This is a genomic window from Aquincola tertiaricarbonis, assembly GCF_023573145.1.
Taxonomy (GTDB): domain Bacteria; phylum Pseudomonadota; class Gammaproteobacteria; order Burkholderiales; family Burkholderiaceae_C; genus Aquincola; species Aquincola tertiaricarbonis_B.
On the sequence record NZ_CP097636.1, the window covers coordinates 1,886,251 to 1,901,133 of the forward strand.

12 protein-coding genes are annotated in these 14,883 nt (G+C 69.4%); 9 read left to right on the top strand and 3 right to left on the bottom strand.

Annotation, left to right across the window (positions count from 1 at the left end; genetic code table 11):
* Positions 1-6 precede the first annotated feature (6 nt).
* Genes MW290_RS23025 through MW290_RS23035 form a run of 3 tightly spaced genes read right to left on the bottom strand, consistent with a single transcriptional unit; the run spans position 7 to position 3,883 of the window.
* A complete protein-coding gene (locus tag MW290_RS23025) occupies positions 7-1,773 on the bottom strand; it encodes a putative 2-aminoethylphosphonate ABC transporter permease subunit (protein ID WP_250199981.1) in 1,767 nt (588 codons plus the stop codon).
* Positions 1,770-2,870 (bottom strand): putative 2-aminoethylphosphonate ABC transporter ATP-binding protein, encoded by a 1,101-nt coding sequence (locus MW290_RS23030; protein ID WP_250199982.1) that lies wholly within the window; start codon positions 2,868-2,870, stop codon positions 1,770-1,772. Before MW290_RS23030 ends, MW290_RS23025 begins: the two co-directional genes overlap by 4 nt.
* Before the next feature lie 14 nt (positions 2,871-2,884).
* Positions 2,885-3,883: a putative 2-aminoethylphosphonate ABC transporter substrate-binding protein gene (locus MW290_RS23035; RefSeq protein ID WP_250200092.1), complete on the bottom strand. Its 999-nt coding sequence runs from the start codon at positions 3,881-3,883 to the stop codon at positions 2,885-2,887.
* A 197-nt stretch (positions 3,884-4,080) separates the two neighbouring features.
* Here MW290_RS23035 and MW290_RS23040 point away from each other — a divergent pair, with 197 nt between their 5' ends.
* The 9 genes from MW290_RS23040 to MW290_RS23080 all read left to right on the top strand — a co-directional run bounded on the left by MW290_RS23040 (position 4,081) and on the right by MW290_RS23080 (position 14,873).
* Entirely contained in the window at positions 4,081-4,866 is a 786-nt protein-coding gene (locus MW290_RS23040; RefSeq protein ID WP_250199983.1) for an FCD domain-containing protein, read from the top strand.
* A 4-nt stretch (positions 4,867-4,870) separates the two neighbouring features.
* Complete coding sequence (locus MW290_RS23045; protein ID WP_250199984.1) at positions 4,871-5,434, top strand: phosphonate degradation HD-domain oxygenase; 564 nt, start codon at positions 4,871-4,873, stop codon at positions 5,432-5,434.
* Positions 5,427-6,335 (top strand): EamA family transporter, encoded by a 909-nt coding sequence (locus tag MW290_RS23050; RefSeq protein ID WP_250199985.1) that lies wholly within the window; start codon positions 5,427-5,429, stop codon positions 6,333-6,335. The genes MW290_RS23045 and MW290_RS23050 overlap by 8 nt, the downstream gene beginning before the upstream one ends.
* Before the next feature lie 60 nt (positions 6,336-6,395).
* The gene (locus tag MW290_RS23055; protein ID WP_250199986.1) at positions 6,396-7,802 is read left to right on the top strand and encodes a phospholipase D-like domain-containing protein; all 1,407 of its coding nucleotides are present in this window, start codon (positions 6,396-6,398) and stop codon (positions 7,800-7,802) included.
* A 512-nt stretch (positions 7,803-8,314) separates the two neighbouring features.
* Complete coding sequence (gene ltrA, locus MW290_RS23060; protein ID WP_250198330.1) at positions 8,315-9,625, top strand: group II intron reverse transcriptase/maturase; 1,311 nt, start codon at positions 8,315-8,317, stop codon at positions 9,623-9,625.
* Positions 9,626-9,821: 196 nt separating this feature from the next.
* Positions 9,822-10,445 (top strand): tRNA adenosine(34) deaminase TadA, encoded by a 624-nt coding sequence (gene tadA, locus MW290_RS23065; protein WP_250199987.1) that lies wholly within the window; start codon positions 9,822-9,824, stop codon positions 10,443-10,445.
* Positions 10,442-11,479, top strand: a complete 1,038-nt coding sequence (locus MW290_RS23070; RefSeq protein ID WP_250199988.1) for an LD-carboxypeptidase — start codon at positions 10,442-10,444, stop codon at positions 11,477-11,479. Before tadA ends, MW290_RS23070 begins: the two co-directional genes overlap by 4 nt.
* 163 nt (positions 11,480-11,642) lie before the next feature.
* A complete protein-coding gene (locus tag MW290_RS23075) occupies positions 11,643-13,868 on the top strand; it encodes an ABC transporter substrate-binding protein (protein WP_250199989.1) in 2,226 nt (741 codons plus the stop codon).
* Positions 13,869-13,889: 21 nt separating this feature from the next.
* Positions 13,890-14,873 (top strand): ABC transporter permease, encoded by a 984-nt coding sequence (locus tag MW290_RS23080; protein ID WP_250199990.1) that lies wholly within the window; start codon positions 13,890-13,892, stop codon positions 14,871-14,873.
* Positions 14,874-14,883 lie beyond the last annotated feature (10 nt).

A 14,883-nucleotide genomic window follows, 5' to 3' on the forward strand; every position in this document is an offset into this window, starting at 1 on the left:
GAGCTTTCAGCGGGCGGACTGGCGCCAGGCCTGGGTGCGGCGGTCGATGCAGCGGCCCAGCGCCAGGTACAGCAAGGTGACGAGGGCGGAGGCGGCGACGATGAGCACCGCCATGGCCGCGGCGGCACCGATCTCGCCCGATTCGTCGAGGTTGAGGATGGCCACCGAGGCCAGCCGCGTGTCGGGCGTGTACAGGAACACCACGGCCGAGATGGTGGTCATCGCGTTGACGAAGAAGTAGCGCGACACGTCCAGCAGCGTGGGCAGGCACAGCGGCAGCGTCACGCGCCAGCAGGTCTTGTAGAACGGCACCTTGAGCGAGGCGGAGACCGACTCGAACTCCGGGTCGATGGCCTTGAGCGTGGTGAGCAGCGTGAGGTGGCCAGTGGTGTAGAAGTGCACCACGGTGCACAGCACCAGCAATGCACCCGTCTGGTACAGGCCGTGCAGCGGGTTGGCCGGGGCGTTGAAGAAGAAGATGCTGCCCAGGCCCAGCACCAGGCCCGGCACCGCCATCGGCAGCATGGCCATCAGCCGCAGCAGGGGCCGCAGCGGCGCCAGGCCGCGGGTTTTTTCCAGCAGGTAGGCGCCGGTGAACACCAGCAGCGGGCCGGCCAGCGCGGTGCCGGCGGCCAGCTTCAGGCTGTTGACCAAGGCATCGCCCAGCTCGGCGTCGATGATGCCCACCAGGTAGTGGTCCAGGCTGGGCGTCAGGTTGTAGGGCCACAGCTTGGCGAAGGACGCGAACACCGCCATGCCGAACATGGCCAGCATCAGCCCGACGATGAGCAGGCAGAAGGCGGTCATCGCCGTGTCGAAGCCACGCGCAGGCTGCGGCACCAGCGGCACCGCGCGGGCACCCAGCATCGCGGTCTGCCGGCGCTGCACCAGGCCATCGACGATGAAGCTCAGCACCGCCGGTGCCAGCAGCAGCAGGGCCACCACCGCACCGCGCTGGAAGTCCTGCTGGCCGATGACGAGCTTGAACACGTCGGTGGCCAGCATGTTGAAGTTGCCGCCCACCACCTTGGGAATGCCGAAGTCGGTGATGACCAGCGTGAACGTGACCATGCCGGCCGATACCAAGCCGTAGCGCGCGCCCGGCAGCGTGATGGTGAAGAACTTGCGCAGCCGGCGGGTGCCCATCGCGTCGGCGGCCTCATAGAGGCGTGCGTCGGCCATCGCCAGCGCGCTGACCAGGATCATCAGCGCATGCGGAAACACCGCGAAGCATTCGGCCAGCACGATGCCGGGCGCGCCGTACAGGCTCTCGAAGCCCAGCGCCGCCCACAGGTCCTTGGCCAGGCCCTGGTTGCCGAACCAGTAGATCAGCGAGATGGCCGACAGCAGCGAAGGCGCCAGCAACGGCAGCAGGCTGATGCTGCGGAACAGGCCCTTGGCCGGCATGCAGCTGCGGGTGAGCGCATAGGCGAAGGTGAAGGCCAGCGGCAGCACGATGGCCGTGACCAGGGCCGACACCCACAGGCTGTTGAGCAGGCTTTGCCGCAGCGCGGGCGAAGCCAGGTAGGCGCTGAAGTGCACCCAGCGCGACTGGCCGGCCGCACCGGGCGCAAAGGCCTGCGACAGCAACGCGGCCAGCGGCCCCAGCAGGCCGATGGCCAGCACCGCGGCCACCCCCAGCAGGCCCAGGTGGGCCAGGCGCTCGCTGGCCGGCACCCGCTGGCGGCGTGCGCGGTGCGGTGTCCGGTGGACGGCTGGGGAGTCCGCCTGCGCAGGCGCCAGGGCAGGGCTGGGCATGGCCACGGTGTTCATGCCGCGGCCCCGGCCGCGAACACCCGCAGCCGGTCGGTGCGCAGCGCAAAGCGCAAGGCGGCGCCCTCACGCACGCCGAACTCGTCCATCTGGTTGAGCGAGAACTGCAGCTGCACCGGCTGGTCGGGCAGGCCGTCCACCGCCATCTCGGCCAGGCAGTTGCTGCCGCTGAACTCGATGCGCCGCACCGTGCCCTGGCAGGCACCGGGGTGGTCGGCCTCGAAGTGGTCGACGATGCGGTCCTCGGGCCGCAGGTACAGCGCCACCGGTGCGCCGGGGGCCAGGCCCTGGCCCTGGCCGGCGGGGCAGGGCAGGCGCAGCGCCCCGGCCCGCAGCCAGCCATCGGACTCGGCCACCGCCTGCAGCCGGCTGGCCTTGCCGACGAAATCGGCGACGAAGGGCGTGGCCGGTTCGCGGTACACCTGCAGCGGCGTACCCACCTGCTCGATCACGCCCTGGTTCATCACCACGATGCGGTCGGCCACCGACATCGCTTCTTCCTGGTCGTGCGTGACCATGATGGTGGTGACCCCCAGCTGCCGCTGCAGTGCGCGGATCTCGTTGCGCAGCCGCACCCGCACGATGGCGTCCAGCGCCGACAGCGGCTCGTCCAGCAGCAGCAGGCCGGGCGAGGTGGCCAGCGCCCGCGCCAGCGCCACCCGCTGCTGCTGGCCGCCCGACATCTGGGCCGGGTACTTGCCGCCGCTGCCGGGCAGGCCCACCAGCGTCAGCAGCTCGTTCACCCGCGCCGCCACCGCCGCCCGCGGCTGCCGGCGGTTGACCAGGCCATAGGCCACGTTGTCGGCGATGCTGAGGTTGGGGAACAGCGCATACGACTGGAAGACGATGCCGTAGTCGCGTTCGGCCGGCGGCAGCGACGAGATGTCGGTGCCGGCCTGCACGATGCGGCCGCTGCCGTGCTGCTCCAGCCCCGCGATGATGCGCAGCAGCGTGGTCTTGCCGCAGCCCGAAGGGCCGAGGAAGCAGACGAACTCGCCGCGCTGGATCTGCAGCTGCACGTCGTGCAGCGCGGTGAAGGCGCCGAAGCGCTTGCCGACGCCTTCGAGCTGCAGGTAGGGGCTGGGCAGGGTGCTCATGGCAGGGGCCGGGCTTACTTGCGCGGCTCGCTCTTGGCGTCGTAGCGCTTGGACCACTCGGCCAGCACTGCCTCGCGCTGGGCGGCCGACTGGTTGAAGTCCATCTTGATCAGGCGCGACTCATAGTCGGCCGGGATGCTGTCCAGCTTGGGGGCGACGCCGGGCTGGGCGGTGATGGCGAAGTTCTTGCCGTACAGCAGCATCGCGTCCTTGCTGGAAGCCCAGTCGGCCAGCTTCTTGGCGGCCGCGATGTTCTTGGCGCCCTTGTGGATGGCGAAGGCCTCCAGGTCCCAGCCCAGGCCTTCCTTGGGGAACACCAGCTCGATGGGCGCGCCCTTGGCCTTGTTGGTGTGCGCGCGGTACTCGAAGGAGATGCCGGCGACGTATTCACCGGCGGCGGCCATGTTGCAGGGCTTGCTGCCGCTGTGGGTGTACTGCGCGATGTTCTGGTGCAGCGCGTCCATGTACTTCCAGCCGCCGCCCTTGCCGCCTTCGTCACCCCACAGGCTGAGCCAGGCCACCACGTCGAAGTAGCCGGTGCCGGACGAGGCCGGGTTGGGCATCACCACCTGGCCCTTGAACTCGGGCTTGGTCAGGTCCTTCCAGCTGGTGGGCACCGGGATGTTGCGCTTCTTGGCTTCGACGGTGTTGAAGCACACGGTGGCACCGAACACGTCCATGCCCCACCAGGCTGGCGGGTTCTTCGCATCGCGGTACTTGCTCATGATGGCGTCGAGGTTCATCGGCGCATACGGCTCCAGCATGCCGTTGCGGTCCAGCAGCGCCAGGCTGGAGGCGGCCACGCCCCACACCACGTCGGCCTGCGGGTTGGCCTTCTCGGCCAGCAGCTTGGCGGTGATCACGCCGGTGGAGTCGCGCACCCACTTGATCTCGATGTCGGGGTTGGCCTTGTTGAAGGCCTGCTGGTAGGCCTTGAGCTGGTCGGTCTCCAGCGCGGTGTAGACGGTGAGCTGGGCCTTGTCGGCCGCCAGGGCCGAGGCCACCATCACCATGCCGGCCAGGCCGGCGAACGTCGTCTTCAGGAAACCCATGCTGTACCCCTTGATGTGGTTGGTGCGAGTGACCGATTTATGACCCGGCAACGTGACAGCCGCATGAAAACGGGCGTCAGCAAGAAGGGGGCCAGTGAAGATCTGCTGATTGACGATTGAAGATTGTCGACAATCTGCGGGCGCGGCATACTGGCCGCATGCCTGCCGCTCCTCGCTCACGCACCCCGTCCACCGTGGCCCCGGCCACCCGCGCGGTTCGTCCCGTCGCGGTGGCCGTCGCCCCGGTGGCGCCAGCCTTGGTGCAGCCTGCGCCCACCATCGCCCAATTGCAGGGCAGCTCGCTCGCCGACCTGGTGCAGGCCGAGCTGGAGAAGCTGATCCTGCAAGGCCGCTTCGCGCCGGGCGACAAGCTCACCGAGGCAGCGCTGGCCGCGCAGCTGGGCGTCTCGCGCGGGCCGCTGCGCGAGGCCTTCCGCCGGCTGGAAGAGGCGGGCCTGGTGCGCACCGAGAAGAACCGCGGCGTGTTCGTGCGCAGCCTGCCGATCGACGAGGTGCTGGAGATCTTCGAAGTGCGGGCCATGATGGACCAGGCCATCGGCCGCAAGCTGGCGCACACGCTGGCCACCGCCCAGGTGCGCGAGCTGCGCCGCATGGCCGACGAGATGGACCGCGCGGCCAAGGCCGGCGATGCCGATGCGTTCCATGCCACCAACCTGCAGTTCCACGACCGGCTGCTGGTGCTGGCCGACAACCAGAAGCTGGCTGCCACCTACCGCAAGCTCACGAAGGAGCTGACGCTGCACCGGCGCCACAACCTGAGCGCCGAGTCGATGCTGATGTTCGCGCGGGAGCACCGGCAGATCGTCAAGGCCATCGCGGCCGGCGATGCCGAAGCCGCCGGCGAGGCGATGTACCGCCATGTGATGAACAGCCGCGAGCGCACGCTGCACAACCACCTGCAGCGCCGGAACGAGGCGGCCTGACGCCATGGCCCTGACGCTGCCCGACATCACCACTCTGTTCGAGCAGCGCGGCGCCGAGCAATACACCGGCGAGCCGGTGACGCAGCTGGAACATGCGCTGCAATCGGCCTGGCTGGCCGAGCAGGCGGGTGCCGATGACGAACTGGTGACCGCCGCGCTGCTGCACGACCTGGGTCACCTGCTGGCCGAGCACGGCGCCACGCCCACGCTGCGCGGTATCGACGACCTGCACCAGTTCATCGCGCTGCCCTTCCTGCGGCCACTGTTCGGCCCCCGGGTGCTGGACGCCATCCGCCTGCACGTGGATGCCAAGCGCTACCTGTGCGCGAGCCGGCCGGGCTACCACGCGGCGCTGTCCAGCGATTCGCAGCGCAGCCTGGTGCTGCAGGGTGGCGTGTTCACGCCGCAGCAGGCGAACGACTTCATCACCCAGCCGCATGCCGAAGCGGCGGTGCAGCTGCGGCTGTGGGACGACGCGGCCAAGGCGCCTCAGCGGGCCACGCCGCCGCTGGCGCATTACATGGCGCAGCACGTGGCGCGGGCCAGCCGCCTGGCCGCAGGTGGCTGACGCCGCCGGGCTGCCGCTGGGTGCGCTGAATGGTGGCGCGCTGAGTGGGGGCGTGCTGGCCGCGGTACTGTGCGGCGCGGCCCTGCATGCCAGCTGGAATGCCCTCATCAAGTCGGGCACCGACCAGTCGCTGGACACCGCGCTCATCCATGCGCTGGGGCCCTTGATCGCGCTGCCGCTGCTGGCCTGGGTCGGCTGGCCGCCCGCGGCGGCCTGGCCCTACATCGGCCTGTCCACGCTCATCCACATCGGCTACTACCTGGCGCTGGCTTCAGCCTATCGGCATGGCGACCTGGGGCTGACCTATCCGCTGATGCGAGGCGGTGCGCCGCTGCTGGTGGCGCTGGGCGGCGGGCTGTGGATCGGCGAGTCGCTGTCCGTCGTCGGCTGGGCCGGCGTGGTCACGGTGAGCGCCGGCGTGGTGCTGCTGGGCCTGGCGCGGGCAGGCCATACGGGCTCTGAGGCGCAGCGCCGCAAGGCCGTGCGCGTGGCCTTGTGCAATGCCGCCATCATCGCCCTGTACACCGTGGTGGACGGGCTGGGCGTGCGTGCCAGCGGCCAGCCGCTGGCCTATGTGGCGGCCCTGTTCCTGTTTGATGGCCTGCCGTACTTCGCGCTGGTGATGTGGCAGCGCCGTGCGCGCTTGGCGGAAGCGCGCCGCTACATGGGGCGGCGCTGGCCGGTGGCGGCGCTGGGCACCGCGGCTTCGCTGGGCAGCTACGGCATCGCGCTGTGGGCGATGACCCGGGCCCCGGTGGCGGCGGTGGCCGCGGTGCGCGAAACCTCGGTGCTGTTCGCGGCGCTGATCGGCACCTGGCTGCTGCGCGAACCCTTCGGCTGGCAGCGGGCAGCCGGTACGGTGGTCATCGTCGCTGGGGTCATGGCACTGCGCCTCGGCTGATCGGGCATTCCAGGCCGGCTATCCTGCGGCATCCCTGTCCACGGAGTGCTTGTTCCGCCGATGCTGCCGGTTCTCACGCTTGCCCACTGGCTCAGCCTGCACGGGCTGGTCACCGCGATCGCGCTGCTGATCTACGTCATCACCGCGCATGTGCTGGGCCAGCGGCGCCAGCCGGCCGCGGCCGTGGCCTGGGTGCTGTTCATCCTGCTGCTGCCCTACGTGGCGCTGCCGGCCTTCCTGATCTTCGGCTCGCGCAAGCGGGCGCGGGCGGTGCGGCTGGGCGGGCTGCACCCCGCCGCCCAGGCGCCTTCCTGGGCCGAGCAGACGGCCCTGGCCCTGCGCCAGCCGGCGGCAGCGCCCTACGACGACCTGGCCATCCACCAGGACGGCCAGGCCGCCCGTGGCGCGCTGTGGGAGGTGATCGACCAGGCCCAGCACTCGATCGAGCTGTGCACTTTCATCATCGGCCGCGACGGTTTTGGCCAGGCGGTGGTGGAGCGGCTGGCCGCACGCGCACGCGCCGGGGTGACGGTGCGGCTGATGGTGGACGGACTGGGCGCGCTGATGGGCGGCCGGCCCGAACTCGGCGCGCTGAAGGCGGCTGGCGGCCACCTGGTGCAGTTCGTGCCGCCGCTGCATTCGCCGCTGCGCGGGCGCACCAACCTGCGCAACCACCGCAAGCTGCTGATCGCCGACGCCGGCCATCCCACGCAGCGGCTGTGGTGCGGCGGCCGCAACCTGGCCAGCGAGTACTTCGACGGCGAGCCGGGCAAGCCGGCCTGGCACGACCTCAGCTTCGACCTGCGCGGCCCGTTGGTGCTGCAGGCCGGTGCGCTGTTCCGCCACGACTGGCGTTTTGCCGGCGGCCAGCCACGGCTGCCGGCCATCCCGCTCAAGGCCTTGCCGCCGCCGCTGCCCGGCGAGCAGCCGCTGCCGCGGGCACAGCTCATCGCCTCGGGGCCCGACCAGGTGGACGACACCGTGCAGTCGATGCTGGTGACCGCCGCCTACCGGGCGCGCGAGCGGCTGCTGATGGTGACGCCGTATTTCGTGCCCGATGCGGCCTTGCTGGGGGCGCTGTGCCTGGCCGCCCGCCGCGGCGTGGTGGTGGACCTGCTGCTGCCGGCGCGGTCCAACCACGGCATGTCGGACATCGCGCGCGGGCGGGCGCTGCGCACCCTGGCCGCGGCCGGTGCCCGCATCTGGCTGACGCCGCACATGCTGCATGCCAAGCTGGTGGTGGTGGACGAGACCCTGGCCCTGGCCGGCTCGGCCAACATCGACAGCCGCAGCCTCTTCCTCAACTACGAGCTGATGGTCGCCTTCCACGACGCGGCGGCGGTGCAGGCCTTTGCGCAGTGGTTCGAGCAGGAACGGGCCCAGGCCCGCCGCAGCCAGCCCGCCCGCGCCGGCCTGCTGCGCGACGTGGGCGAGGGCCTCGTCCTTTGGGTGGGATTCCAGCTTTAACTGGTACACCCGGCGCCACTGGCGTGGCGCCACCCTGTGTGCCCAGCATGGGCGCGATCTTCGAGGTGAAAGTCCTCGCGCGAGCGGACCACCGTGAGCGAAGTGAAGTGCAACTGCGTGAGGGTGACCGAGCGTGGGGAGGAAGCATGTAGCGATGGCCGCGAGCCGATGAACAAGAACCGCATAGGAGGCGCCGTGGAGCGAGGCGAGCCGGCAGGGAACGGCGAAGCCTTGGTGGTCAAGGCGAAGCGGCGTAGATGCGGCGGTTGTGCGGTCGAAGGATCGTGTTCTTACCTGGGGAGATCTCGCCTCGTGCCTGAAAGGGCGACGGCCTATGCCGGAGCGAGAAGTCAGCAGATGCCGTAGTAGCGGCGCGGTGAGCGCGGTGAAGGGCTGAACGAGACGGAGGGCTGCAAGGCGTGGCGCTTGGAAGTGCAAGGCATCAGACGTGTGCGAGGCCGACAGGCCGGGCACGGCGGCGCGGGGCGAGTGGCGGTGAAGCCGCGGCGAGCGTGCGCAGCGATGAAGCACGGCCGGCGCGCTGCGATCTGACGGGCCCGGGGGCCGACGACCTGCTGGGGCAGGCGCTGGCCAGAGCGAACATGGCCGCGGCGTGGAAACGCATCAAGGCCAACAAGGGAGGCGCCGGCGTCGATGGACGCACGGTGCAGGACACGGCGGTGTGGCTGCAGGGCGCGTGGCCCGCCATCCGGCAGAGCGTGCTCGACGGCAGTTACCGCCCCAGCGCGGTACGGCGGGTGAGCATCCCGAAGCCGGGCGGTGGTGAGCGCGAACTGGGCATACCGACCGTGGTCGACAGGTTGATCCAGCAGGCGCTGCTGCAGGTACTGCAGCCGCTGATCGACCCCTGCTTCAGCGAGCACAGCCACGGCTTCAGGCCGGGGCGCAGCGCGCATGGGGCGGTGGTCGAGGCCAAGCGGTACGTGCAGGAAGGCTACGACGTCGTGGTGGATGTGGACCTGGAGAAGTTCTTCGACCGGGTCGATCACGACATCGTGATGCACAGGCTGAGTCTGCACGTTGCGGACAAGCGGGTGCTGCGGCTCATCCGGCGGTATCTGCAGGCACCGACGATGGTAGCGGGGGTGGTCAGCCCGCGGACGCAGGGCACGCCGCAAGGCGGGCCACTGAGCCCGTTGCTGGCCAACGTGCTGCTGGACGAAGTGGATCGAGAGCTGGAACGCAGGGGCCATCGGTTCGTGCGTTATGCCGACGACTGCAATGTCTACGTCAAGAGCCGAAAGGCTGGCGAGCGGGTACTGCAAGGGCTGCGCAAGCACTACGCGCGGCTGGCACTGAAGGTCAACGAGGCCAAGACGGCCGTGGGCGAAGTCTGGGGACGCAAGTTCCTGGGCTACTGCCTGTGGCAAGACCCGACCGAGCGAGGCCGGCGGGTGGATGACGGTGTGCGCATCGGGGTGGCCCGGCCGGTACTGGCGCAGCTGCGTCAGCATCTGCGCGGACTCACGCGGCGGCACAGCGGCTGCAGCCTGGAGCATGTGGCGCAGGGCTTGAGGGAATATCTGCAGGGCTGGAAGGCGTACTTCCGGCTGGCGCAGACCCCGCGGGTGTTTGCGGCCATGGACCAATGGCTGCGGCACCGGTTGCGTGCCATCCAGTTCAAGCAGTGGAAGAACGTCGCTACCGTGTACCGCGAAATGCGGCGGCTGGGCGCGACTCACCCACAGGCTGCGGCTGCGGCGGCACACACCGGTCGCTGGTGGCGAGGCAGCCACCACTGTTTGAACAACGTCCTGACCATCGCCTACTTCGACCGGCTGGGCGTGCCGCGCTTGGCATGACCTGATCCTCCCAAGCCGCCCACCTCAACGTCCCGAACCGCCCGGTGCGGACCCGCATGCCGGGTGGTGTGGGAGGGGTCGGCCCCACTGGGGCCGCCCCTATCCCGATCCGAGAGGGTCCGAGGCCGCTTGGGAGCGGCCCGGCGCTGGCCTCGGGACGTGGAGCACCCGGCGCCCGGCTGTTAACGTAGCGCCCATGTCCTTGCCCGTGACCCCTGCCGACGAACATGCGATGCGCCTGGCGCTGGACCAGGCGCTCAATGCGCAGCTGGCTGGCGAGGTGCCGGTGGGCGCCGTGATCCTGCGGCAGGGCCAGGTGATTGCCACCGGCTACAACCGGCCCATCACCACCCACGACCCCACGGCCCATGCCGAGATCGTGGCGCTGCGCCATGCCGCCCAGCTGCTGAGCAACTACCGCCTGCCCGAGTGCGAGCTGTACGTGACGCTGGAGCCCTGCGCGATGTGCGCGATGGCGCTGATGCATGCGCGCTTCAAGCGCGTGGTGTTCGGTGCCACCGACCCCAAGACCGGCGTGGCCGGCTCGGTGATCGACCTGTTCGCGCAGCCGCAGCTCAACCACCACACGCAGGTGCAAGGCGGCGTGCTGGCCGAGGCCAGCGCCCAGCTGCTGCGCGACTTCTTTGCCGAACGCCGGGCCCGCCAGAAGGCCTTGCAGCTGGCGCGCCGCAGCGGCGCCGGCCCCACCGACACCGCACCGCTGGGCGCCGCCGCGCCGTTGCCCGGCGGTCCGCTGCCCGACATTCCCACCGGCGAAGCCACCGAACTGCCCGCCGACCTGCCACCCACCTTGCGATGACCGCCACCTCCCGCTCCAAGTCCGCCCGCCATGCCCACGACCATGATCACGATCATGACCACCACCACGGCCATGCCCACGACGCGCACCGCGACCATGCCGCCCACGGCGTGCCCGACGGCCCGCGCACGCTGACGCTGTTCTCGCCGGCCGGCGTGGTGGCCCAGGCTGCGCCGGTGCGCCGCGCCGCCCGGCGCCTGAAAGCCCATGGCTTCGAGGTGACCCTCGACGACAGCGCGCTGGCCAAGCACCAGCGCTTTGCCGGCGACGACGACACCCGCCTGGCCGCGCTGCACCGGGTGGCCGAGGCGGCGCCGTCGGTGGCCATGGCCACCCGCGGCGGCTACGGCCTCACGCGGCTGCTGGACCGCATCGACTGGGCCCTGATGGGCCGCAGCCTGGAGCGCGGCACCCGCTGGGTGGGCTACAGCGACTTCACCGCGCTGCAGCTGGGTCTGCTGGCCCATCGGCCGGCCGGCGTCACCTGGGCCGGCCCCATGGGCGCCGGCGACTTCGGCCAGGCGGACGAGGAGGGCGGGGTGGACGACGTGACCGAAGCCTGCTTCCTGGAAGCGATGGCCGGCGAGCTGGAAGCGCTGGGCTTTCGCACCGGCGAAGGCTTCGACGGGCTGGAGGCCCGCGGCACGCTGTGGGGCGGCAACCTGCGGGTGGTGACCACGCTGCTGGGCACGCGCCACTGGCCGGCGGCGCGCCGCATCAAGGGCGGCATCCTGTTCCTGGAAGACGTGAACGAGCATCCCTACAGCATCGAACGCAGCCTGCTGCAGCTGCACCAGGCTGGCGTGCTGGCGCAGCAGAAGGCGGTGCTGCTGGGTGAGTTCACCGCCTGGCGCAAATCGCCGCTGGACCGCGGTTACACGCTCAAGTCGGCCATCGAGCACCTGCGCTCGGTGTGCCCGGTGCCCATCCTCACCGGGCTGCCCTTCGGCCACGTGCCCACCAAGGTGTGCCTGCCGGTGGGCGCCAAGGTGACGCTGGCGGTGCAGGGCCGCGACGCCTTCATCGGCTGGTAGCCGAAACACCACACCGAAGATGTACGTACAAGCCCGGGCATAAAAGCTGCGGGGAGGGCGCATGCCTTCTCCTAGAATCCGCGCCTTCCGTGAGGCACCCCCGGGCCACGAACCCGCCTTGCCGTCTCGGGATACATGTATGCGCAAGACGCTTGGAGGTTGCATGGGCTTTGATGGTTGGGTTCGGGTGGGCAAGGCATGGGCTGCCGCGGTGGCGCTGGCCGGCCTGGCGGCCTGCAACAACAACCCCTGGCCCGATGAAGCGGCCGCCTCCAACACGCTGTTCACCGCCGCGCAGGAGGCCTCACCCCGCCACCTCGACCCGGTGGCCAGCTACTGGTCGAACGACACGCCGTTCACCTACCAGATCTACGAGCCGCTGTACGGCTACCACTACCTGAAGCGGCCCTTCGTGCTGGTGCCCAAGAGCGCTGCCGCGGTGGTCAAGCCCCATTACCTGGACAAGAACGGCCAGCCGCTGCCCGACGACGCCGATGGCGAGCAGATCGCCGAGAGCGTCTACGACATCCCGATCAAGCCGGGCATCCTGTACCAGCCGCACCCGGCCTTTGCCAAGGATGCGCAGGGCCGTTACCTGTACCACGCGATGAAGCCGGGCGAGATCGGCAACCGCCGCACGCCGATCGACTTCGAGCAGACGGGCACGCGCGAGCTGGTGGCCGAAGACTTCGTCTACGCCCTCAAGCGGCACGCCACCACCCGCATCACCACGCCCATCTTCGGCATCTTCAGCGAGTACATCGTCGGACTGCGCGAGTACGGCGCGCTGGTCAAGGCCGAGGACGCCAAGCTGCGCCAGGGCCTGGATCCCTCGAGCCTGGACAAGCCCTTCCTCGACTTCCGCCAGTGGCCGCTGGCCGGCGCCAGCGCGCTGGACAAGCACACGGTGCGCATCCGCATCAAGGGCAAGTATCCGCAGTGGAACTACTGGCTGCAGATGACCTTCACCGCGCCGGTGCCCTGGGAGGCCGACGCCTTTTATGCCCAGCCCGGCATGGCCGAGCGCGGCATGACGCTGGACCGCTGGCCGGTGGGCACCGGGCCTTTCATGATGACCGAGTTCATCCAGGACCGGCGCCACGTGATGGTGCGCAACCCCAACTACCGCGGTGAGCCTTATCCCTGCGAGGGTGACGACATCGCCAAGGCCGCCGGCCTGCTGGCCGACTGCGGCAAGAAAACGCCCTTCCTCGACAAGATCGTGGTGACGGTGGAGCGCGAGACGGTGCCGCGCAAGGGCAAGTTCCGCCAGGGCTTCTACGACATCGAGATTTTCGAGCGGCCCGACACTGGCAAGGACTACCTGGTGGACATGGGCGACTCGGACGAAGTGCGCCGCGAATACCTCGAGAAGGGCTTCCGGCTGGACAGCGGCACCGACGTCAACAGCTACTTCATCGCCTTCAACATGCTCGACCCGGTGATCGGCGACGGCAAGACGCCCGAAGAATCGGAGCGCCACCGCAAGCTGCGCCAGGCCATCTCGATCGCCATCGACTGGGAGGAGTACAGCAAGGTGTTCCCGAAGAAGTCGGGCGACGCGGCGATGAGCCCGCTGCCGCCAGGCATCGAAGGCTCGCGCGAGGGGCAGCCCGGCTACTACAACCCGGTGACGCACCGGCTGGTCAACGGCAAGGTGGAACGCCGGCCGATCGAAGACGCCAAGAAGCTGCTGGCCGAAGCCGGCTACCCCAACGGCCGCGATGCCAAGACCGGCCGGCCACTGGTGCTGAACTACGACTTCTACTCGGCACCCACGCCGGAGAACCGCTCGGAGATCGACTGGGTGGTGCGCCAGTTCGCCAAGATCGACATCCAGCTGGAAGTGCGGGCCACCGACAACAACCAGTTCCAGGACAAGGTGCGCAAAGGCACTTACCAAGTATTCTGGCTGGGCTGGAATGCCGACTACCCCGACGCCGAGAACTTCCTGTTCCTGCTGTACGGCCCCAACGGCAAGACCAAGCACGACGGCGAGAACACCTCCAACTACGCCAGTGCCGAATTCGACCGGCTGTACGGCCGCATGAAGACGCTGGACGACGGGCCCGACAAGCAGAAGCTGATCGACCAGCTGGTGACCATCGCGCAGACCGATGCGCCCTGGACCATGGGCTTCTTCCCGCATGCCTCGGCCGCGGTGCAGCACTGGGTCTACAACTCGCGGCCGGCGGTGCTGGTGCGCGACCAGGGCCGCTACCTGCGGGTGGACGCGCAGGAGCGCGTGGCCAAGCAGAAGGCCTGGAACAACCCCGTGTGGTGGCCGGCCGTGCTGATGGTGGCCGCCGTGGTGGTGCTGGTGGTGGTGGCGGCGCGCAGCCTGCGCCGGCGTGAGCGCATGAACGCCCGTGGCGAAGTGCTGGCCTGATCAAAGCGGAGCCCAATCCCGATGCTGTCCTATGTGTTGCGCCGTCTGGTGTACGGCGCACTGATCCTGCTGGGCGTCAACCTGGCCACCTTCGTCCTTTTTTTCACCGTCAACACGCCCGACGACATGGCCCGCCTGAACCTGGGCGGCAAGCGCATCACGCAAGAGGCGATCGAGCGCTGGAAGGTGGAGCGGGCCTACGACAAGCCGCTGTACTTCAACCCGCAGCGTGAAGGCACCGAGAAGATCACCGACACCATCTTCTGGGACCGCTCGGTGTCGCTGTTCGCGCTGAAGTTCGGCCGCGCCGATTCCGAAAGCGCCGGCGACATCGGCGGCGAGGTGGCCACCCGCATGGCGGTGAGCCTGCAGATGGCGCTGCCGCTCTTCATCCTGCAGGTGATTGCCAGCACGGCCTTTGCGCTGCTGCTGGTGATGCTGCGCGGCACCAAGCTCGATGTATGGGGCGTGGTGGCCTGCGTGGTGATGCTGTCGATCAGCAGCCTCTTCTACATCATCGTCGGCCAGTTCCTGTTCTCGCGGGTGCTCAAGCTGGCGCCCATCTCGGGCTATGCGCCGGGGCTGGACGCGGTCAAGTTCCTGGTGCTGCCCATCCTGCTGTCGCTGGTGGCGCGGCTGGGCGGCGAGGCGCGGCTGTACCGTGCGATGTTCCTGGAGGAGGTGGGCAAGGACTATGTGCGCACCGCCCGCGCCAAGGGCCTGTCCGAAGCCGTGGTGCTGTACCGCCACGTGCTGCGCAACGCGCTCATTCCCATCATCACCAGCGCGGGCTCGTACCTGCCCTACGTGTTCCTGGGCAGCCTGGTGTTCGAGAGCTTCTTCGGCCTGCCGGGCCTCGGCGCCTACGTGATCGAGGCCATCGGCAAGCAGGACTTCGCCATCGTGCGCACGATGGTGTTCCTCGGCTCGCTGCTCTACATCGCCACCTATGTGGTGATCGACATCGCGTACACCTGGGCCGACCCGCGCGTGCGCCTCAGCTGACCCGACGGAA